15 protein-coding genes, 2 pseudogenes and 1 other annotated feature are annotated in these 21352 nt (G+C 41.4%); of the genes and pseudogenes, 3 read left to right on the top strand and 14 right to left on the bottom strand.

What is annotated here, in order from left to right; genetic code table 11:
- Positions 1–438: 438 nt before the first annotated feature.
- The 9 genes and pseudogenes from H4W00_RS12435 to H4W00_RS12470 form a co-directional block, all read right to left on the bottom strand.
- Entirely contained in the window at positions 439–1641 is a 1203-nt protein-coding gene (locus H4W00_RS12435; protein WP_209958709.1) for a hypothetical protein, read from the bottom strand.
- 88 nt (positions 1642–1729) lie between these two features.
- Positions 1730–2949, bottom strand: a pseudogene (locus H4W00_RS12440) (IS3 family transposase).
- Positions 2558–2674: a sequence feature (AL1L pseudoknot), on the bottom strand. Its footprint overlaps the pseudogene before it by 117 nt.
- A gap of 12 nt (positions 2950–2961) precedes the next feature.
- Positions 2962–3384 (bottom strand): hemagglutinin repeat-containing protein, encoded by a 423-nt coding sequence (locus H4W00_RS12445; RefSeq protein WP_209958711.1) that lies wholly within the window; start codon positions 3382–3384, stop codon positions 2962–2964.
- 90 nt (positions 3385–3474) lie between these two features.
- Positions 3475–3831, bottom strand: a complete 357-nt coding sequence (locus tag H4W00_RS12450) for a hypothetical protein (RefSeq protein ID WP_209958714.1) — start codon at positions 3829–3831, stop codon at positions 3475–3477.
- On the bottom strand, positions 3832–5640 hold the full coding sequence (locus H4W00_RS12455) for a hypothetical protein (RefSeq protein WP_334684975.1): 1809 nt from the start codon (positions 5638–5640) through the stop codon (positions 3832–3834).
- Between the two features lie 99 nt (positions 5641–5739).
- Positions 5740–5904 (bottom strand): annotated as a pseudogene (locus tag H4W00_RS12770) (hemagglutinin repeat-containing protein); the annotation flags it as partial.
- A gap of 95 nt (positions 5905–5999) precedes the next feature.
- Entirely contained in the window at positions 6000–6410 is a 411-nt protein-coding gene (locus H4W00_RS12460; protein ID WP_209958715.1) for a hypothetical protein, read from the bottom strand.
- The gene (locus H4W00_RS12465; protein ID WP_209958717.1) at positions 6410–10783 is read right to left on the bottom strand and encodes a hemagglutinin repeat-containing protein; all 4374 of its coding nucleotides are present in this window, start codon (positions 10781–10783) and stop codon (positions 6410–6412) included. The genes H4W00_RS12460 and H4W00_RS12465 overlap by 1 nt, the downstream gene beginning before the upstream one ends.
- Positions 10784–11320: 537 nt before the next feature.
- Positions 11321–11683 (bottom strand): hypothetical protein, encoded by a 363-nt coding sequence (locus H4W00_RS12470; protein WP_209958719.1) that lies wholly within the window; start codon positions 11681–11683, stop codon positions 11321–11323.
- Positions 11684–11718: 35 nt separating this feature from the next.
- Here H4W00_RS12470 and H4W00_RS12475 point away from each other — a divergent pair, with 35 nt between their 5' ends.
- On the top strand, positions 11719–12594 hold the full coding sequence (locus tag H4W00_RS12475) for an SIR2 family NAD-dependent protein deacylase (protein ID WP_209958721.1): 876 nt from the start codon (positions 11719–11721) through the stop codon (positions 12592–12594).
- 153 nt (positions 12595–12747) lie between these two features.
- Here the strand turns inward: H4W00_RS12475 and H4W00_RS12480 are convergent, their stop codons facing one another.
- From H4W00_RS12480 to H4W00_RS12495, 4 genes are all read right to left on the bottom strand, one after another.
- Positions 12748–13743, bottom strand: a complete 996-nt coding sequence (locus H4W00_RS12480) for an adenosine deaminase (RefSeq protein ID WP_209958724.1) — start codon at positions 13741–13743, stop codon at positions 12748–12750.
- 160 nt (positions 13744–13903) lie between these two features.
- A complete protein-coding gene (locus H4W00_RS12485; protein ID WP_209958726.1) occupies positions 13904–14434 on the bottom strand; it encodes a TPM domain-containing protein in 531 nt (176 codons plus the stop codon).
- Between the two features lie 110 nt (positions 14435–14544).
- The gene (locus H4W00_RS12490) at positions 14545–15711 is read right to left on the bottom strand and encodes a TPM domain-containing protein (RefSeq protein WP_209958728.1); all 1167 of its coding nucleotides are present in this window, start codon (positions 15709–15711) and stop codon (positions 14545–14547) included.
- A 150-nt stretch (positions 15712–15861) separates the two neighbouring features.
- A complete protein-coding gene (locus H4W00_RS12495) occupies positions 15862–16494 on the bottom strand; it encodes a LemA family protein (protein ID WP_209958730.1) in 633 nt (210 codons plus the stop codon).
- 1054 nt (positions 16495–17548) lie between these two features.
- Between H4W00_RS12495 and H4W00_RS12500 the strand changes: the two genes are divergently transcribed.
- Both H4W00_RS12500 and H4W00_RS12505 read left to right on the top strand, forming a co-directional pair.
- Positions 17549–19111 carry an alanine/glycine:cation symporter family protein gene (locus tag H4W00_RS12500; RefSeq protein WP_209958732.1) on the top strand — a complete coding sequence of 521 codons (1563 nt, stop codon included), beginning with the start codon at positions 17549–17551 and terminating at the stop codon, positions 19109–19111.
- A gap of 597 nt (positions 19112–19708) precedes the next feature.
- The gene (locus H4W00_RS12505) at positions 19709–20158 is read left to right on the top strand and encodes a hypothetical protein (RefSeq protein ID WP_209958734.1); all 450 of its coding nucleotides are present in this window, start codon (positions 19709–19711) and stop codon (positions 20156–20158) included.
- A gap of 278 nt (positions 20159–20436) precedes the next feature.
- On the opposite strand, the gene H4W00_RS12510 is transcribed toward H4W00_RS12505, so the two are convergent.
- Positions 20437–21048 (bottom strand): fasciclin domain-containing protein, encoded by a 612-nt coding sequence (locus H4W00_RS12510; protein WP_209958736.1) that lies wholly within the window; start codon positions 21046–21048, stop codon positions 20437–20439.
- Positions 21049–21352 lie beyond the last annotated feature (304 nt).

Below are 21352 nucleotides of genomic sequence, written 5' to 3' on the forward strand. Positions count from 1 at the left end.
AAAATTTAAACATGAACCCATGTTGAGAAAAATGCATAAGTAAAAAATAGTGAGCCATTAAAAGCCAATAGAAAAACTAAGTAAAAAAATATAGTAAATAGAATTATAGATAATCCATTTTTATATCCTTCGAGCAAATTTAAGTAAACAATTGCTAATGCAGGAAACAAAGCACCATTTACCAAGTAAATGATAAATAATAATTTTGAATCTGAAAAATTTCCAACAAACATTGTAAAAAAACTAACAAGCAAGAAACCGAATACAAAGTATATATTTCTTTTACTTCGCGACCATATAAAGCAACTAGCTATAAAATTCATTATAACAGTTGATAAATATAACGAGTTGTCAGTTATACCTGCTTGGATGAACAGAAAAATAAAAAAACATCCCAACAATATTGAAAAAGTAGTAATTACTGCATATTTAATTAAACTATTTTCTAGCATTTCCTTCTGCCTCTTTATATTTCAAAATAGCTTTATCATTTTCTAATTGCACCATATTTTTTTGATTCCACCCTGGAAAGTTATTTGGGTCTTGTAATTCTCCAAACAATTTCCCAGCCGTAGTTGAAACCTTAACATAAGGAAGTGTTTTACTAACAGGAATTTTTCTTCGCTGAGATATTGTTGTTGTGTCTCCTTTGCCGCTACCAAAATCTATATAAGGATCAACATCATAGTCTATATGTCCTAATGTATCTGTAGCAGGTGTACCTTTAACTGAGCTATAGTAGTTATAGCTTCCAGCATTTTTTGGATCATAAACGACTTTATTATTTTGCAATGAGTCTACTACAATTTCAAGCTGACCATTATCATGAACGTATTTCTTATACCGTAACTTGCCACCAGACAGATATGAAAGTTTTCCATTAGCATCATAGTTATGAAAAGCATTTTCATCATCACTTACAGCTGTCCACTTCTGACGCTCAGATTTAAATAATTCGTCAGCTGATTCATTCCATCTTATTCTCTGAGTAACATGAAGATCATAGAATTTATTACAGCCCGCACCCTTTCTGCAATTATCATAAGCAGCGTTGAACTCTGCATCACGATCAGCACTTAGATCCTCATAAATCTTAATATCTTTATTTATATCAGCAAGTTCTGCTCTACATTCTGCGCTTCTATTACATAAACGTACGTTTCCTTTGCCAGTCATACGTTCTTTCTTAGCACGTAATTCATTCAATATTTCATGTTCAATATGATTCAAGTAATTATTCTGAGTTTGATTGACACTACTAGCTGCACCTGCTGTATTTCCACCAACAACACTACCTACACCTGCTGATAATCCTAGCAATATAGCGCTTTTGGTCGTCTCATCAACGCCTTGCTCATCAAGATAACGACCTACCGCAGGAATAGAGACAGCGGTTGTCCCACTTGCTAATGCGCCTTCAACACTACCTGTAGCGATAGCACCAACTAAGGTATGCAGGGCAACACGATAAGCGCCACCTTCTGCCCATTTGTCAGCTTCATCTACTTTGCCTTGTTCAATAAGATCTATTTGTCGATTAACCGCAAAATCCCCAACCGCTTTCGGCGCTTCCTTACCGAACTCTTTAGTAATCTGATTCTGTGCTTGCAGCTCCTCAGTCACACGAGTGGCATCAAACACACTCTCAAGCTTACCCGCGAGTGCTTCGCGATTGTCAGTGGTGAGAATACTGAACCGCCCCGACTATATCGGAGACTGTTTATTTAAGTTAGGCCACTAGGCTTAACCGATTAAGATTATCATAATACATTGACTCATACTTAAAAGGCGATACATATCCAATCGCGCTGTGCAAACGTATCTTATTAAACCAATCAACCCACTCAAGCGTTGCTAATTCAACATCATTTATGCCATTCCATTGCTCTTTTAAATAATGAATCACCTCCGTCTTGTACAGCCCATTGACGGTTTCAGCTAACGCATTATCGTATGAATCACCCGTCGTACCCACGGATGCTTGAACGCCCACCTCGGTCATTCTATCCGTATAGCGAATGGATAAATACTGACTGCCTCTATCGCTATGGTGAATAACATCCTTAGGCTTGCCTCTGTCAGACAGGGCTTGCTCTAAGGCATCTAATACTAATTTGGTATTCATACGATTGGCCACCTTCCAGCCGACAATGCTACGAGCGAACACATCAATGATGGAGGCCGTGTAAACCCAGCCGCTAGTCGTCTTGATATAAGTAAAGTCAGCAACCCATAACTGATTGGGATGACTGGCTGTAAAGTTACGTTTCACTAAGTCATCAGCCCGCAGCTGATCGTCACGGCTATTGGTGGTAATCTTACCTTTGCCACGCCAGACGCCTTGTAGGCCATGCTGTCTCATTAAACGCTCTACGGTACATCGAGCAACCTTTAACCTGTCAGCTTTCATCTGCTGCCAGATTTTACGCGCACCGTAACGACATTTACTGTTCTGCCAGACGCGTTTAATCTCGCTGAGATAATAGTCGTCATGCTGACTGCGTAGTGAGCGCTTTTCAGGGCAACTCTCTAAATTCTTAGCGTGATAGTAAGTTGATGGGGCAATCGGTAGGACTCTACAAATCAGCTCGACCCCATAAAGGAATTTATTGTCGTCGATGAAATTAACCATTATTTTGGTGAACGGCCCGTCTCTATCTGGGCGAAAAAAGCAGCAGCCTTACGTATAATCTCATTGGCTTGCTTGAGTTCTCTATTTTCGCGTTCAAGATCTTTGATACGTTGCTCTTGGCTTTGAGCTTGTACCGAGGCAGGAATGGTTTGTTCTATATGCTTCTTATGCCAGGATCGTAGAGTTTCAGGTGTGCAGCCTATTTTAGGGGCAATAGCTTGGATAGCTGACTATGTGGAGGGGTAGTCGCTCGCGGCTTCAATCAGCATGCGAACAGCGCGTTCTTTAATCTCAGGGGTATAGTTTCGTGTTTTCATTGTCGTATTCTCTCAGAATGTTAAGTCTCCGACAATCCCGGGCCGGTTCAAGACGGCGCCTTTAAAGTTGCCTTTGTCTTCAACAACTAAGTCGGCTTCGTTGGCGAAGAGACCTGTTTGCTGACCGACGATTTTATAGTCGGCATTGATATTGGTTTTAGCGCCATTGAGAGATAGGCTTGAGCCTGCGCCTTTTAGATCGACATCAAGGTTAAAGCCCATGTTCTTCTGATTACTATCATAGGTGGCCGTATCTTGTAGCGATTCGGTATTGACGTTACCACGGATGATGCCTTGTGCTTTGTCGGTATCAAACACGCCGCCTTTGATGTTGACGTCGTTAGCTATTTCGTTGGACTTTGACCTGTTGTAATAATCTTCTAAAAAAGCAAACATAGCTTCATAAGCTTCTTGATGTGTTAAGTATTCTTTCATAACGTTATCTCTTACTGTATTGATTGGGTTTCGCAAGAGAAGTAGTAAAGCTACGTCTATATAATTTTGATAGACATTATTTAATATTAATTAGCTTATCCAATTCAAGAATTCATTGAAACTCATTGCTGCTATCTCTTTATCACTATTTACGTTCCCCTTGTCGTTATCTAGAATAAAATTTAACTTATCACTTAAACTAATAACATATTCATATAAACTTATATCTGACTTCCAAGTTATAGAATAGGCTTTAAACTTTCCTATTTTATTTGCTATAAATTTAATTTCTTCTTCATCAAGTTCGACATTCCAATCATCGTATGTATTTATTATCAAATTAGCTATATGAGAACTAGGAATATAGATACATTCATGTACATGTTCACCTGATTTATAAATCATTTCTGCTTTGTCATTTTCAATATACATGGTTATAATTTTCATCTATTTCACCATTTCAATGAGTTCGTCAATATTTTTAGTAACTTTGCCTTGCCCATTTTTTACAATTGATGGTTTCAAGTCTGGACCATAGCCCACAGTTTTTGCACCAGTGCCAGTCTCTGTTCTTTGAATTTGACTTGTCAATCCCTTACCTCCGCCAGATTTTATTTGGATTATTGTTCCATTGGTGAGTAATATATCAGCGTCAGTAATTAACGAACCATCGCCCCTACGTACTGGAACATTTACATTTTTAATTAAGCCTGGATATTTGCTCTCAATATAATTTGCTACATCTGCAACGTGAGGATCAGTGGACTCGAAAGTTCTATTTTTATTTTGATTATTTAATCTATTTGTTCCAGCTTTAACTGAACCCAACGCAACAGCAGGCACAATCTCTAAAGCACCAATACCAACTTTAACTATACCCGCTTTATATTGACCATCGTAAATTGCTGCACCACCATAACCGACATCATATACACCTTTAGCTGCCAATGCGCCACGTAGAGCTAATCCTAAAGCACCAGGCGATACAAATATAGCATCGCCACCCAATCTAGATAGCTCTCTTTGTCGAGTATTGATACTACTGGTAGCAAGAGCTTCATTGTAGACCTCCTGATTCTCACTTTTAGGTCTAGTATAAGACAAGAACTTTAGGGGATTATCCCAGAAATCACCTCTTGCATTCGATACCTCACTTGCAACTTTAGGGGCATTTAAAAAGTTGTCTGTAGTATACCCTGCGGCTGAACTTCCACTAATAAGTGTTTTAGCTGCTACTGCATCATAACCACCTTTTGCCATCAAATCATTTAATGCTACTTCCAGAAACTTACGATCTGTTACACTTAAGGAAGATGGATTTTTTCTATATGCTTCTAGCAGTATATTAGTGACCTGATCATATTGTACTAAGTATATTAAATTTTCTGAGTCTTTTAGACTAAGCCCACCATTTCTCTTAGCTTTGCCTAACAATGCGTTCAGGGCTTTTCTATCTTTATGACTTAAGAAGTTATTCTGCGTCTGATTGACACTACTTGCAGTACTGGCCGTGTCTCCACCTACAATAGCGCCAGCAGCAGCCGATAAGCCTAGTAGTAATGCATCGCGCGTAGTCTCATCAACACCTTGTTCTTCTAAATATTTATCTACCGCGGGAATAGACACCGCTGTAGTACCAGTTGCTAGTGCACCTTCCACATTACCAGTAGCAATAGCGCCAACTAAGGTATGTAGGGCAACCCGATAAGCGCCACCATCTGCCCACTTTTCAGCACCCTCTAAATCACCATCGAGTATCAACTGTGTCTGTCTATTTCCAGAGAACTCAGCCACTGCCTTTGGCGCTTCCTTGCCAAATTCCTTAGTAATATCAACCTGCGCCCCAAGCTCCTCATTGACTCTTGTAGCATCAAACACATTCTCAAGAGCCCCTGCATACTCTGCTTGATTATCAGTGGTGATACCGCTATTGCCTGCTATTCCAGTAATACCAGCTTTGGTAGTACTACTATTACTATCGCCATCGGTGCCATAGCCAAGCCCATTCATCGTCGCTTGTGGTTTGCCTGTAGTATTGCCTAAACTTAAACCAACTTGTATTGCATCACCCTCATAGTTGCTGTAGTTCTCAATGTCTTGGGTGACGATACCGCCTTTGCTGACATACTTATTACGTCCTGCTGCTACGGCGGCATCAGTCGTAGTTATAGCGCCCCCAATTAGAGTAGTCTTACCGCCAACTTCTAGATCAAAGCCGCCATCCCCTGTGAAGATGCCTGATTGCTGAGCTACCATCTTAGAGTCTGCATTGATATCGGTCTTGCCGCCATTGACCGATAGACTAGGCCCTGCACCCTCTAAAGCCACATCAAGAGTAAAGCCTGCGTTCTTTTGTTTGCTGTCATAGGTAGCGGTGTCTTGTAGTGACTCTATGTTGACATCGCCACCGATAGTGCCTTGGGCGCGACCTGTATTAATGACGCCCCCTTTGATGTTTAGATCGTTGCCGATGTCAAGGGTTGTGGTGCCGCCGACGTTGATTTGGCTGTTGGCATAGATAAATGAAAAAAGCTACGACACTTATTGTATCGTAGCTTTTATTTAAGTTTAGGCCATTTTAGAGGTGGGAGCTCCATATAGTTTATATGTCGGAATCAATAGAATTCTAGAGACTCTACTTCTTTGTAAATAGTCATATGCTTAGATAAAAAAACAGCATGCAAACTAAACCCCTCGTTAATATCAGTAGATTTATAGTAACTGTTACAAGCGTCAAAAATAATTTGAAGATAAGTAATCATTGAGTCGTCATTTACATCTAAATATGAACTATGAATTATAGTTACACTTTTAAATTTCTTATCAAGTTCATAGTCTAAAGAACATAAATTATCATAAAAGGCATCCCAGTTTTCAACCTCTAGATCATTGTTATTAGGTAGCTGACTTTCAATATCTTTAGCGACATCTTTACCAGAAAGATACTCTTTATTTAAAGTTATCACTATACCGTTTTCATGAATATTAACCATATCTAAACAATCTTTTATTTCGATATTGTTCATTATTGAACCCTTATAAAACTTTCATAATGGTTAGGAGTATAATAGGTTTCTCCATTTTTACCAACTACAACTCTTTGAGCACCAGGATATCTAAAAGTTGGAGGAGGAGATACAACATACTCAGTATAATATCCTTTTGGTTTAGCGGGTAATCTACCTTGACTATTTCTAAAGTTTTCACCATCGTTACGGTGTTTAGACTTTTGTCCGCTATTGATTCTATCTATGGTTGGTTTTAAATCTACATTCCCTGTTATTACTCGACCAGTTGGTTTGTCTTCTACTTTTGCACCAGAAATAATACGCGTTTTGGTTTCAACTTGAATGTGTTTACCATTGGGAACTACTTTAGTAACATTACCACGACTACTACCCATTTTTCCTGCTATAACACTTCCAGCTATTACAGGAGCCATCTCCATCGCAAAAGCCTTACCAGAACGACCTTTTTCTCTTTCTTGATTAGCAGTTTGCTGAATAAATACGCCTTCTGCTTCCATGTTATGCATGGTTTGTATTACACCCAACTTACTACTAGCTTTTGATCCATAACCGTAGCTTATAATTTTTGGTGCATATTTATCAGCTTGTTTATCGTATGGTATACCCTCAACATTGTAGTAGTTGTTTCTTATGATATCGCATTTTTGTGCATTACCATTTGCACCACAAGCTGACTTTAGTTCTTGTTGCTGCTGTTCAGATTTTTTAGTGTATTTATTATTAATAGCTTCTTTAGCCGATATAGTACATTGACTGCCTCTATTTTTAACACAAGACTCTAACTCTTTACCCCATTCGGCAATTTGTTTATGGGTCAAATAGTTATTCTGCGTCTGACTAAAACTTGTAGCTGTACTAGCAGTATCACCGCCAACGACTGCGCCAGCTGCCGCTGATAAACCTAATAAAAGTGCATCACGAGTGGTCTCATCAACGCCTTGTTTCTCTAAATACTTATCTACCGCTGGTACAGAAACTGCCGTCGTTCCACTGGCTAATGCACCCTCTACACTACCTGTGGCAATAGCACCAACTAACGTATGTAGCGCAACGCGATAAGCGCCACCTTCTGCCCATTTATCGGCTTCATTTACTCTACCTTCATTGATAAGATCTAGTTGACGGCTACTCGCATAATCCCCAACCGCCTTCGGTGCTTCCTTGCCAAACTCCTGCGTAATCTGCGTCTGCGCCCCAAGCTCCTCATTCACACGAGTTTCATCAAACACATTCTCAAGTGCACCTGCATACTCTGCACGATTATCCGTGGTGATGTCTTTATTACCAGCGACACCCGTAATACCTGCACGAGTCACACTGCTATCACTATCACCATCTGTGCCGTAGCCAAGCCCATTCATGCTAGGGTTTTTATCTTTACCCACACTTAAACCTACAGAGATCGCATCGCCTTTATAACTCGTGGTGTTATCGATGTCTTGAGTGGTGATACCGCCAAGACTCGTATAGTTATTGCGCCCAGCCGCTACCGCCGTATCAGTGGTGGTAATGGCACCACCTATTAGCGTGGTTTTTCCTTTAGCAGCAAGATCAAAGCCGCCATCTCCGGTAAAGAGTCCTGACTGCTCGCCAACACCCTTATAGTCAGCATTGACATTCGTCTTACCACCATTGACGGAGAGACTGGAGCCTGCGCCACCGCCTGCTATATCGATATCAGCGCTAAAGCCCATGTTCTTTTGGTCGCTGTCATAGGTGGCGGTGTCTTGTAGCGATTCGATAGTGGTGTTACCACCAATAGTACCTTGCGCTCTATTCGTGTTAATCACGCCGCCTTTGATACTTAAGTCGTTACCAATGTCTAAGGTAGTGGTGCCACCAACGTTGATTTGGCTGTTGGCATAGGTGGTGCTGTCGCTGTTGGCATAGCCTTTAGCACGGCTAGCATTAGCAGTGATGCCTGCACTAGTGTTTTGACCAAAGCTGGCATAACCCCCAATGGCAGCGCTTGAGCTCTTATTATCACTACGAGTATTGCTGTTTTGTGCGACACCATTGACGTTGAAGTCGTTGTCGGCTTGGAACAGGGCATCATTGGTGACGTTGAGATTACTGCCATTGATGTTGATGTCGCTCTCAGTACCTGCGCCGGTAGCGATAAGCGCTAGGTTGTTGGTAGTGATGTTTGAAGCTTGGTTTTGCTCAGTATAGCTTGAGCTATTCGATTGGCTCTTTGAGGTACCCCAAGTGGCTTGTATGCGAGTATTGCCTGCTTCTTTAAGATTACCGTTTTTGAGGGCGCCGAGTTGACTAATACCATCGTCGTTTTTCTTAGCTAAGCCTCTAATTTTGAGCGCTGCTGCAACTCCTGCCATGCCTTTCATGCGAGTGCTGTCTGTGTTACCAGCAGCAGTCACTAAACTGTCAATGCTCTTAGCGCTGTCAATGAGACTATTAGAAACGGCAACAGTAAAACCGCTTTGCTTGAACTTTTGCTCGCTTTGATTGGTATAGACATCCATGACATTATCGACATTGATGTCTTGGGCGCGTACGACAACGTTGCCACGACTGCTGTTATCAGGGGCGTCATTGATATATGCACCAGTATCTGCACCCATTCCTGCGACGAGGTTGCTGCCTGTCTGTTGATAGGTGCGGCCGGCATCAATAATGACGTTACCATCGATTGCAGCAATGTTACTAGCAGTATGAGTAAGTGCTGTTTTGGCATTGCTGTCATCGGTTTGCTGCTTGCCAATAGTGAATCCCATACCCCCATCTGCACCGAATAAGCCTGATTTTTTGGTTTGACTAAAAGTGCTTTCACCAGAAGTGTTCTCAGCGGCTAGAATATTGACATCACGACCTGCTGACAGCTGCGTGCCGCGATCACTGATAACGTTGGTGCCAGTGAAGTTGATATCTTGTCCTGCTTTAACGATGATTTTATCGCCTTCAATATTGCTGCTAATAGCACTATCACGTTGGCTATCGAAACGGTCTTGAGTGGTTTTTTTACTTAAAAACCCAGTGCTGGTCATTTTATTAGCCGTTGAGAAACTCTGGGTGGCACGGCCCTCGACAAAGGTGACGTCGTTCTCAGCGTAAATAGAAGTATTACCACCATCGCTAGTCAGTATCGCTGCCGTTCCTGAAACATTTTTGGCAGTGATATCTAAGTCGCCATCGCTTGTAACACGACTGCCAATATCTTGGGTTTGACCGTCTATGTAGTAGTTATTAGCGTCGCCAATGGCACGAACTTCATTGCCAGTCTTGATAGCGTTAAAAACCACGTCGCCTTCTTGAGAGACAATTTGAGTCTTGCCTCCTTGGTTGTTTAGAACCCCAGCATTGAAAGTGACATCATTGGTAGCGCTGATAGCCAAAGTAGTTAGCACTTTACCATCAGCATCTACTTGACCTCGCAGACCATCACCGACACGGATTGATCCTATTTGATCGATACCTGTGCGTGTCGCGCTACTGGCGCCAAGCTGATTATTGGTTGTAAATGTGGTGCTAGTATTTTTAACACTCTTGGCCTTTAGACCTAACGTATTGTCAGCGGAGATACTACCGCCGACGTTAGTTATCTTATTCTCAGCATTCAATCTAGCATCAGCCGCGCTCAGACGCCCACCGTTAGTATTATTGATGTTGTTTGCCGTGATATTGAGCGTTTTTTGAGCAGAGATGAGCCCTTGGTTATCCAAATCACCTGTCAGCCTGAGATTGACTCTCTCAGCTGCAATGAAACTACCGTCTCCTCTGATCGCGCCTTGTTTAGCACGCACATAGACTTTAGGCACGAGTACGCTTTGAGTACTACCATCAGCGAGAGTGACTTGTTGCTGCTCCATCCAAATGATATCGCTAGTGAGACTGGCGACTTGGCTTGCCGTCAGAGCAATGCCTGGACGTAGATTTAACGTCTGCGCAGTTGTGACCCCCGCATCCATCAACCCTTTAAACTGAGCATCTTGGGTGCTGTAATCTTGTAGATAATAGCGTCCTGTCAGCATCATGATTTGATCACGGATATACTGTTGCTCGTAATAACCGTCGCCTAAGCGCTTTTGAGTAATATTGGGATCAAACTGTAGCCGCTCTAACATATAGTCTGAGGTTAGCCAATTGCGATAACCTGTAAAGGCCGGATCACTTTCAATCAAATAGTCATTTTGCTTGTCTGGATTGATATTGTACAAGCTATTATTAGGTAGGCTCGTGGCTCCATTGACGCTTCTTATTTCATCACCAGATGGTGAAGTGGCTACGTTAATAGCCGTATTATTAGTAGGGCCATCTCCTTGTTGCAAATTAGATAAGGCAGGACCACCATCTTTAATTTGGTTGTCAACGTTTGGTGCCTGTTGCTTAAAAGGTGATGGATTTAATAGCATTAAATTTTTGATAGTAGTGGAAATAGTAAACCACTTTCACAGCAGATTGTTTAGATGATCTTAGGGTATAGATGCTTAGAGAATAGTTAAAGAGGTGAGCCATAAAAAATAAGACATCAATACGATGTATTTATACTACTGTAAATACATCATATTGATGCTTTAATAGTGACCAAAATTGGATATTAGGACTTCATATATTGCTTTAAATTATGCTAAAGGTCATTCAGTGCATCTTACTTAAGCCATTTCTACGTATACCATGGCAGGTTATTATACATTAAGATTAGTTAACGAAATATGGTGGGTCTAGCCTCCGAAGCCGAGGGTTCGATTCCCGCCGAGCGCACCAATAATCGTATTTCACCCTTCCCTAGTATTACCTCACACCTCTAAACCCCTTTGATACCAACGCTTTATGTGCTTGGCTGTTACTTGTTATTACCTTTAAAACTTGAATCAAAGATTTATTGGCTTTAGCACTTTAATATTATCCGTATTGTTCTAACTGTCCTGACATCGCCTAACTATTTTAGACTACTTGACTTCTTGTAAGTTCGTGCTTAATTGTGTGCGGCTGGGTGTACGATGATAGTTAAGGATAGGCACGTCACCCAAACGACGCTGACCGGTGGCGAGCTTCTTATCAATAGTAATCATCGCGATTTTTTTGCCCTGTTTGATAATCAGCAAATGATTTCCTTTACGAGTGACACGATAGTCAGGAAAGTGTTGTTTAAGCATAACAGCTGTTTTTTGTAGCGCATCGTTAGAAGCCACTTTTGTACGCGTGGCGACCGTGTTTACGTCATCCTTTTTAGCACCGCGCTTATGTGCCAGCAACCATAGACCAGCGCCCACTGCAAGCAATATGACAAGCCACCAAATTCCGTCTATCATGAGGGTATATATCCATTATTAGCAGGGGTTATGCCATGTTAACAGCGTTATCAGCAGCGTTAGTAGGCGACGTGAAGCGTGCTGCCGAATTGTTAGTTTCAAAAAAGCGTATTTGTATCTTAACGGGAGCTGGGGTCTCAGCAGAAAGTGGCATCCCTACTTTCCGGGATAAGCAAACTGGCTTATGGCAACAATACCGCGCTGAGGATTTAGCGACTTGTACCGCTTTTGCACGTGATCCTCAGCTGGTATGGTCGTGGTATCAATGGCGTAGGCAACTAGTAAGCGATAAAGTACCTAATCCGGCGCATCATGCTCTGGCTCAATGGCAGCAGCATGCTAAGTTACATAAGCAGCAGCTTAGTTTAATCACTCAAAACGTTGACGATTTGCACGAACAAGCTGGCAGCACGGTCACTCATTTACATGGACATCTTTGGCATAATCGCTGTAGTCAATGTGACCAGCCTTATAACGATAAATCCAATAATAAGCCTAATAATCAATCCAAGACTCATAACGCTGACCACAATACATTACCCACTCAGTCTAATGAACAGTCCGAGAGCTCAAATATAGTCAGAAATCATGACGATAAACTATTAAATTGCACACATTGTGGGTGTTATATTCGACCTGATATTGTCTGGTTCGGTGAGTCATTACCTATGCAGGCCTGGCAAACAGCAGAAAGTAACGCCGAGCGTTGTGAGGTATTTATCAGTATCGGCACCTCAAGTCTGGTGTATCCAGCCGCTGGACTTGCGCAGTTGGCCAAGCAAAGCGGCGCTAAAATTATCGAAATAAATCCTGATCCCACACCCAATACCGTAGTTGATATTACCCTAGCAGCTAAGGCAGGGATAGTGATGCCGCAACTGATCAAACAGGTCATTGCGCTACAGCCGTAATAATATTAGCAATATTGAGCACTGACAGAGTAGCTTCTAATGCCAATGGTCTACTAGAAGCTTAAAGCATAGATAAGGGACTTATTCTATTGTTTCAAGACACAGGTTACTGATGCTAGCTAATAACGATATGAATAGCTGTGCTAATTATATTTATACCGCTCTATCAACTCTAGCTAAGTACTCTTTTTTTAAATCTTCATCTATAAATGAAGATCTAAAGGAGTTTTTTACCAAGGTGATAACATCATCTTCCGATAATGGTAGGTTTTCATACAAGTTTATAAAGTTTTGGTTCATGTAACCTTTAAAATAGGCTGGATCATCTGAATTTACACTGACATTCAGTCCATAATCTAATAGCTCTTTTATATTATGCTCTGTGTAAGCCTCAAAAACTTTTAGCTCGATATTTGAGTTCGGACAAACGGTAAGCGGTACTTGTTCATCTTTAAGTCTTTGCATAAGTTCTGGGCTGTTGATAGATTGAACACCATGGTCAATTCTATCAATACCTAACAAATCTAAAGCTTCATAAATATAGGTAAAATCAGCTTCTTCACCGGCATGAGCCACCAACTTAAAGCCCTGTTCTTTGGCTTTTTTAAACACCTGTTCAAACTTCGAAGGCGGGTTTCCTAGCTCTGCAGAATCGAGGCCAACACCAACGATGTCTTCTTTAAACATTAAAGACTGTTCTAACGTTTCAAAGGCTTCTTCTTGTGACAAATGCCTCAAAAAGCACATGATAATACAAGAGGTAATGCCATACTTTTCTTTTGCATCCGCTAACGCTTCTTTGATGCCGGTTATTACCGTCGCAAAAGGTATTCCTCTTGCAGTATGCGTTTGGGGGTCAAAGAATATTTCAGTGTGAATAACGTTATCTTCAACACATTTTAAAATATATTCCCAGGTCAAATCATAAAAATCATCTTTGGTAATAAGTACGTTGGCACCGGCATAATATATGTCTAAGAAGGTTTGTAAATTGGTAAAATTATAAGCATCTCTCACATCTTCTATATTTTTATAGGGAATCTCAATATTATTTTTTTTGGCTAGCCTAAACATTAGCTCAGGTTCTAGTGAGCCTTCAATATGTAAATGCAGTTCAGCTTTTGGCAACCTTCTTATTAAGTCAATCATATGGCTCCAGTAATACTTTTTACTTTGGTTAATAACGTCAAGTAATTTTTGATTTATAGCACTCTGCACAAATATTTTATGATACAAAGCACAATACCCTCAGGGTAAATTGACTCATAAAAAATGAATCTCAAAATCAGCACTATTTTAGTAGTAGAAACTACTTCAAGAAAACTACCGTATCAGACAACTCATTGCCTTCCGGATTGTTTTCAAGATAATAATACTGACCGAGTAATTGCCCAATTTCATCTAGCAAGTCAGTCAAGCTCTGTTCTGTCTTTTTATTAGCGATACCTGCTACTGCTTTGTCACACATTGCTCGCCATACTGTGGGGCTGACATGCGTACTGATGCCACGATCAGCGACGATATCTAAGCTTTGTTCACAGATATTCACATAGACTAAGACACCGGTATTCTCTTCGGTATCCCAGACCCGATACTCACTAAATAGGTCAATAGCGCGCGCACGGCAGTTAGTATGATAAGCCTCTTGAATGGGTAGGTTGTTTTCTATAACCAAAAATATCTCACCGCGATGCCCGCGCTCCGCTTTGGTCACTTTGGTCGTCAAACGCGCTTTGGACTCTGCTGTCAACCACCTGCTATGTAGCATTGGGACAAATAAGACTTGACGCCACCAGCGAGCAAAACTTGGCTGTGATGAGGTTAAGTTGTTTTGTGCCATTATATTATTTCCTCAAGTACGCTACTAGCGACTACAATTTAGTAAATATAGCTTAATGCATATAGCCTAATAAATGCTGTCACGTATTAAATGTGGTCTAATCAATAAGTCTACCACGAACCACCTGCGCCGCCACCGCCGAAGCCGCCACCACCACCACCGAAACCGCCGCCACCAAATCCGCCGCCGCCGCTACTACCGCCACCTAAGCCCGGTAGGAAGAACATTCCACCGCCACGTCCTCCGCGTCCACCGCCAGAACCACGAGCAATTAAGAACATCCACAAGAATATCGCCATGATCAGGGTCATGAAAAAGCCCCCACCTAATGCCAGTGAACCGGCAAAAAAGCCACCAGCAGTTAAGATAGAGCCAAACACACGGCCAAAGATACTAGTAATAAAGCTACCGAATATTAAGGCCATAACGAATAGGGCAATTGATGACGGGTTCTCATCTGTGGCTTGCTGAGTACTACGCTCAGCAGCTTGAGCGTCAGCACGTGCCAACACTTCAGGATCCGCATTTAGGCGAGTTTCGAGGGCACTAACACCCGCAGCAAGTCCCGCAGCGTAATCGTTCTGTTTAAAAAGCGGCGTAATATCTTCACGGATAATACGATTGAGTGCGGAATCAGGCAGCACACCTTCGAGTCCATAACCGCTTAAAATATAGATCTCACGATCATTGACTGCCAGCACAATTAACAGGCCATCATCGATGTCTTTATCACCCAACTGCCATTTATCTGCAACTTGTAACGCATAGTCAAAAATCGGTAGACCATTAGTAGTCGGTACAATAACTACCGCCGCTTGAGCCAAACCTTTCTGGTAAATACTACTCAGCTGCTCGGTTAAACGCTGCTTTTGCTGAGCCGTTAAAATATTGGCTTGGTCAACGACTGGCTGATTTAATATCAGTTTATCAGCATCTATACTAGCGGCACTGGACTGGACTGGCGGTAAAGTAGCATTATTTGCCTGAGTATTAGTCGCGCTATTAGCAACATCAGTATTAGCAGCATTAGGATTTAGAGCATCATTACCCAACACTGCTTCATTAATAGCATCATTACCTAGTACCGCATCATTGATAGCCTCATTGGCTTTGCCTACTTTGGCAATGCCCGCTAGGTCCTCAACGCTACGATTTTGTATATTCGAGGTACTATCCGCAGCGACAGCAACATCATTCGGCGCCGCATACAGCGAGGTCGCGCTACTAGCGCCGAGCGTGAGTAGTAATGCTGATACGATTGCTTTTGAATTATTCATTTAATCTATACCACCTCGGGTAACATCTGTGCTGAATTATCTCGTGTTGAACTGGTGTTAATGCTTCCTGAGGTTAACACGCTATAGGTATAAAACCTATAGTACTCAGGTCTATCGCACCGCTTTACCGTTATGCTTGTTAGTTGAGCACTACTGCTCAGTAGCCGCCTTGTCTCCATCGAAATCAATATTAGGAGCAGTAGAGATTGCAGCCTCATTGGCTACCGTAAAGTTTGGTTTGGCTTGCATACCAAATACTTTGGCGGTGATGTTGGTTGGGAACTGACGCACGGTCGTGTTATAGCCCTGTACTTCTTGGATATAACGATTACGGGCAACCGCGATCCGGTTTTCTGTGCCTTCTAGCTGCGCTTGTAAGTCCTGGAACAAGGCATCAGACTTTAGCTCAGGATAACGCTCAGAGACCGCCATGAGACGTGACAATGCACCGTCCATCTGTCCTTGGGCTTCTGCGTAGCGCTCCATAGCTTGAGGATCGTTGAGCACCTCCGGCGTTAAGGTGATGCCACCTGCGCGCGAGCGAGCCTCGGCCACTTGCGTAAAGACTGCTTGCTCTTGATCCGCGTACTGTTTGACTACTGTAACTAAGTTGGGGACCAAATCAGAACGGCGTTGGTATTGGTTGACAACCTCCGACCATGAAGCAGTAACCTGCTCATCTTGGGACTGGAGATTGTTATAGCCGCAACCACTTAAGCTGACTGCTGACGTTACCAATACGGCGGATAGCAACATGGGTTTTATAATAGACTTACGCGTCATTTTTGTTTCTCCTAAGAGTAATAAATAATTATGGTTAACGAGTCACACGTGTCTTGATAACTTTTTGCCTACTATGTTTATTTGCTTGTTATGGTGAGCGTTTAAGATATAACCTACATTTAGGTATGCATTAACATATCGACATATCAATTATCACGACCAAAGTCTATAGCTGACTTTTTGGCATAGAGTTTTTTTGCTAGTGGTTATAGTGCTAATAATGGCGATATCATAATACTTTTACAATTCACCGTTACCAAAACACAACCACCAAAACGTCAACATTATTTTTTTGCTATTAGCATAATTTTATTCTGTTGATCTGCTTACTCTGTATCCTAACGCGGTTATTGGTTATCCGATTATTTTCAGTCATCTACTTATAGCGAGCTTACCTAAAAATCTATCTTGGGTAATTTCTGTGAAAAAATTGTATATTTTAAATACTTACATAACTACACATACGTTTGCTAACGACCTTTTGAAAGTAGAAAATAGGCATCAATTAAAAAAAATTCTAGCAATTGTTGTAGAATTGTGGCAAATTGCAGTTACTTGACCGTATGGTTTGCATACAATTGGTAGTGGCTTTGTTGCTCATTTAGTATTAGTTGAGTTTAAACTGTTAATTGTTCTTGTCACCTTAGCGTATAACGACTGCAAATGCCAAGCTAAATAGCCCTCAGTTCTTTATCAGTATCAGTTGAGATTATTGGTAAAAATTGTAGATTAAGTTTAAAGCGCTATGCATTCACAGTCATTTGACTGATAGTTATGAGCAAGTTGAGAGCATGATAGAACAACCATCAAAACTGCAAAGGGAATTGCAACCGCAGCTAAGTTTAGCATCGACACTGATATCAGCACTGAGATTGAAAAGCAGTATTAATACGATCAATGTCGATGCTAAGCCAAGCGGATAAACACTGGCAACTATAAACTATCCTAAGTGGTTCATTAAATATGAGTGTAAGCAGTGACGTTTAGATTCATACCTAATGCTTAAATAGCAAGATAAGCATGGCCACTTCGAGACAGTACTAGGAATATAAATATGGAAGGTTTAGTCAATGTAGTAAACGGAATTATCTGGAGCCCAGCACTAATTTATTTATGCTTGGGCGCTGGTCTATTTTATTCCATCATGACGCGCTTCGTTCAAGTACGTCTATTCGGTGAAATGATTAAATTACTATTCACTGGTAAATCCAGTGCAGATGGTATTTCCTCATTCCAGGCACTTGCTGTATCACTTGCCGGTCGTGTCGGTATGGGTAACATCGCAGGGGTGGCTGCGGCTATCGGCTTTGGTGGCCCAGGCGCCGTATTCTGGATGTGGATTGTCGCATTCTTAGGTGCTTCTACTGCTTATGTTGAATCGACATTGGCACAGATCTATAAAGAAAAAGACGTTATCACCGGCGAATATCGCGGTGGCCCTGCTTACTACTTTGAGCGGGCACTCGGTCAAAAATGGTACGGAATCCTATTTGCGATATCCTCCATCTTAGCCTGTGGTATCTTCTTACCTGGTGTACAGGCGAATGGTGTTATCAATGCTTTTGCTCAAGTTATGGGTGAAGGTAGTCTAGTTAATATCGGCAGCTTAGAAGTTGGCTCTATGCGTTTAGTAGCGCTAGGTATTATTCTAGTCGTTCTCGGTATTATCATTTTTGGTGGTATCAAGCGTATTGCCACTTTTACCGAGTACGCAGTACCATTTATGGCATTAGGTTATATTGTCCTAGCTTTAATTATCATGTTCGCTAACTACGAAATGATTCCTGAAATCTTTGGTATGATTGTTGGCGATGCATTTACCGCCCAAGCAGGCTTTGGTGCCGCGATTGGTTGGGGTGTGAAACGTGGTATCTACTCTAACGAAGCCGGTCAAGGTACAGGCCCTCACGCTGCTGCTGCTGCTGAAGTTGAGCATCCATCACAGCAAGGTTTGGTACAGGCATTCTCAGTCTACGTCGATACTATACTAGTCTGTTCTGCAACCGCCTTTATGATTTTAACCATGGGTACTTATAACATTCAAGGTACGTTACCTGACGGTCAATTCATCGTCCAAAATGTAGCTGCTGGGGTTGAAATTAACTCACCAGCCTTTACGCAAATGGCCATGGAATCAGTATACGGTACTTTCGGTAATACCTTTATTGCCGTTGCTGTATTCTTCTTCGCCTTTACCACAATTTTGGCTTACTATTATATCGCTGAAGTTAACGTCGCTTACTTAACCCGCTTTTTAGGAAAAGGAGTAGGTAAAACCGGTAGATTCCTAGTCAAAATCTTAATCATGGCGATGGTTGCCTACGGTGGTCTTAACTCAGCTGGCTACATCTGGGCTATTGGTGATATTGGTGTTGGCTTGATGGCTTGGTTGAACATCGTTGGTATCTTGGTCATCTTCGTTGTGGCTCGTCCAACGCTCACCATGCTGAAAGACTACGAAGCACAGCTCAAAGCAGGTGTGAAGCGTTATAGTTTTGATCCAGCAAAATTCGGTATCAAAAATGCGCCATATTGGGAAGAACGTCATCTAAAAGAGCAACAGAGATTAGCTGAAGAATCTGTAAATAAGGACTCACTAGATAAAGATCTTAAATAATAGACTTTAAAGTGAGCTAGGCTAATAATAATGCTTAACTGAGTGAATCTGATTAAAAAAAGCCCGTGGCTATCGTCGCGGGCTTTTTTATGTCGCACTTATTATTATATTACTATGCCTATTCTTAGCAGTATGGCAATACTGACCACTGCTCATGGGTAGAAGGTAAAATTTATAGTACTAAATTTATTTTAAAATCTTCATCCACTTACTTAGCATAACCTTATTAATCTGTTGAATCTGACCCTCATCCCTTTATCAATGCTTCACATAAATAATCCAAGCTGGTTTTAGAGCACGCTTACTTTGATAGTAGGATTTTACCGATAAAAATAGCCTCTAAAACAGTGCAATAACCTTAAGAACAAGGTAGACAATGCTTTGTAAGAAATACAATACATTTGAAGCACATAAAGCTATAGAATACTTATTGAGGTAAAGGAATACTGACAAAAATATCCTAGGTAAACTGTAAGTTATAGTTAGTTCCCCTAATTATGGGAATCAAGCCAGCTCAATGAGCGTTAATGGGTCAAATTTTAATTACGTAAGCTTAAATTATATAAGCTTTAATCAAAAAAGAGAGGATACTTAATCATGAAATCTAAGTCTAAATTTAAATCTAAAACCAAAATAAACCCACAACAAGAAACCTTCATCCATATCGTGCACAGTAAGCGGCTACAGCCTCTAAAGAAGCAGCCGGCTGTAAGCTGTGTTGAGGCCGAAAGAACTATCGACAAGGCCTATCTTGCTGAGCTGGCTGGGTCTGATGAGTATGTATCGATCGCTTTTTGTTATAAAAACTATAATGAAGCCACTAAACCACGCCTCAGTCCGAACGAAAGCTGTGCTGTTATCAGTGTCGCTAAAGCTAAAGAGTTATTACATACTGAAGAACTGGCCGAAGAGGCTTTAACTTCAGTCAGTATTATTTTGTTCAGTGCAGTGTCTCAGACCTTTGGTGGGTTTTTGACTGATGGTGAAACCAGCAAGCGTTATGTACTGTCTAAAGGCTCAGAGTATGCGAACTTGTCATCACTGTAACAACCAGTAATCAGTCGCGCCTGGTGATCGTAGCTGATTGCTGAACGCTGTAGGCAGCTGCCCGTGAAAGTATACTGAGTAAGTGATTAAAACAAAGAAGCCCGTGGCTATGAGCCACGGGCTTCTTTGTAGCAGACTTAAAATATAGACTGATATATTTTACTCATCGATAATCTTCGCTCACAAAAAAGCCCAGCGCTAATGGCTGAGCTTTTGCATACTGTGAATTACTTAAGTTTTATTGTATTACGCTTACTGTGCTAGTAATGCTTTACCAACTACATAGTTGGTAGTAATACGTTATCAATAACATGAACGACACCATTAGTTGCCATCATATCTGTAGCAACGATGTTAGCCGTGTTACCGCTAGCGTCGGTGATGACATTGGCATCACTGATAGTGAATTTTTGACCGTTTACAGTCTCAATCTCAGAGCCGTAAGGAATGTCAGCCGCTTTAACTACCATAGGAACTACATGATACGGAAGAACAGTTTTTAGCAACTCTGTATCCGCTAATAGCTCTTCTTTGGTGACACCAAGCTTGGTCAACAAGGCAGCAAATGCATCGTCAGTAGGTGCAAATACAGTGTATTCGCCAGCATCCATCATCATAGTATCCAGACCAGCGGCCTGTAGTGCTGCGGTTAAGATCGTTAGATTTTCGTTGCCAGCTGCCATTTCAGCGATACTTTGCGTAGCAACCATATCACCAGCCATAGCAGCGTCTTCCGCCATTGGCTCAGCTTCAGTCATTGGATCAGCTTCGACCATAGCTTCTTCAGCTACAGGCGCATCAGCAGGTGCAGCAGCTTCTTTGTCACTACAGGCTGCTAGTGATAATGCGGCCATGGCGATAGCTAGAGGTAATAAAGTCTTTTTTAACATAGGTGTACCCTTATGGATATTAAGTGGATTACTTATTTAGTGAGTAACAGTCTTGTTCGACTGACGAAATTTCTTGGAAATGGGCAAAAGTAAGTGTTAATAAAAACCAACTGTCAATGATCTGGCGTTAGGAGCTGACAGTCGTTATTTTATTACCAAACATTTACATTGAGCTGAAAAATAGTAAAGCCAACATGAATATACTATATCCAATATTGGCAGTTTTGTAATCAGCGTATTGTAAATATTCGCTACCTTTAAAGATTTGAAGCTAGTTTATTTAGGCATGAGTACTTTGTCAATG

The sequence above is a fragment of the Psychrobacter sp. PL19 genome, assembly GCF_017875835.1.
Classification (GTDB): domain Bacteria; phylum Pseudomonadota; class Gammaproteobacteria; order Pseudomonadales; family Moraxellaceae; genus Psychrobacter.